This window comes from Mycolicibacter senuensis, assembly GCF_002101885.1.
GTDB classification, from domain to species: domain Bacteria; phylum Actinomycetota; class Actinomycetes; order Mycobacteriales; family Mycobacteriaceae; genus Mycobacterium; species Mycobacterium senuense.
This window is the reverse complement of the sequence record NZ_LQPS01000003.1, coordinates 1-1,407: the sequence shown is the minus strand read 5'-3', so window position 1 is coordinate 1,407 and position 1,407 is coordinate 1. Positions and strand designations below refer to the sequence as shown.

Genomic DNA, 1,407 nt, shown 5'->3' with positions numbered 1-1,407 from the left:
GCTCGACCGCGAGCCGGCGATAGCTCAGGCCCGGCCGCCACGAACCGAGGTGCACCTCATAGGTGCTCATCGGCTCCAATGCCGGATTCCCCGCGGCGCGCCGGCTCATCCAATCGTCGTCACGCCAGGCATGTCGGCTCGCAGTCACCCGCGAGGCGGTCTGCGGCGGGACTTCGGCAGCGAACGCCATCGGGTCGGCCCGCTCGGTGACGACGTCGTCGGCGCCGTGAATGCGGAACTTGTAGAGACCATCGGGCGGAAAGTCCGGCCAGAACAGTTCCCACACCCCCGATGAGCCGAGCGCCCGCATCGGCGCACCGATGCCGTCCCAACCCGTGACGTCACTGATCAGGCCGACTCCTCGGGCGTTGGGCGCCCACACCGCGAACGACACCCCGGTGACCATCCCGTCCGCGGTGGTGAACGCGCGGGGATGTGCGCCGAGCACGTCCCAGAGCCGTTCGTGGCGGCCCTCGGCGAACAGGTGTAGGTCGATCTCACCCAGCGTGGGCAGGAAGCGATATCCGTCGGCCACCGGCTGCGGGTCCGCAACGTCGGGGTAGTCGATCTGCAGCCGGTAGTCGATCAAGTCGGTGAACGGCAACGTCGCGGCGAACAGTCCGTCGGCCAACTGCTGCATCGGCAACCGGTCACCGCCGACCAGGACGGTCACCCCCGCGGCGCCCGGGCGCAGCGTTCGGATCACCGTGCGTTGGCCGTCGTCGTGAGCGCCCAGGATGGCGTGGGGGTCGTGGTGCACCCCGGACAGCAACCGGTCGAGGTCCTCCGGACTCATCGCCAGCCGGCCGCCGACCGGATGTTTGCTTCGTGTCATCGGGCCGTCACCTCACCCGAGGTCTGCTCGCGCGTCGGCGGTCATCGCCGGCATGTTGACGATATGTGCGACCGCGCGGACCGGGTCGATCCGCACGTAATTCTGCTGCCCCCACTGGTATTCCTCCCCGCTGATCTCGTCACGCACCCAGAAACGCTGGTACGGCTGCATCCCCAACGCCGCCATGTCCAGCGACAGCGTCGCTTCCTCGGCGCCGAACGCATTCAACGTCACCACCACCAGCACCGTGTCCCCGCCGGCCGGATCGAACTTGCTGTAGGCCAGCAACGCATCGTTGTCGACATGATGGAAGTGCACGGTGCGCAGCTGCTGCAGTGCGGGATGGCGGCGGCGAATGGTGTTCAGCTGTGCGATGAACGGCTCGAGTGATCGGCCCTCGGCGACGGCGGCGGCGAAATCGCGTGGCCGCAGCTCGTACTTCTCTGAATGAAGGTATTCTTCGCTGCCGTCACGCAGGGCTTGGTGCTCAAACAATTCGAAGCCGGAATACACCCCCCATGCCGGGCCCATCGTCGCCGCCAGCACCGCCCGGATGGCGAACATGCCGGGCC

At 67.7% G+C, this 1,407-nt stretch carries 1 protein-coding gene and 1 pseudogene; both read right to left on the bottom strand.

Translation table 11 applies throughout. The features are described 5' to 3' along the window. The coding region (locus AWC24_RS00285) for a GlgB N-terminal domain-containing protein (protein WP_420094213.1) at window positions 1-835 on the bottom strand (835 nt) is incomplete at its 3' end. Between the two features lie 12 nt (window positions 836-847). Continuing rightward, window positions 848-1,407: pseudogene (locus tag AWC24_RS00280) on the bottom strand (alpha-1,4-glucan--maltose-1-phosphate maltosyltransferase); the annotation flags it as partial.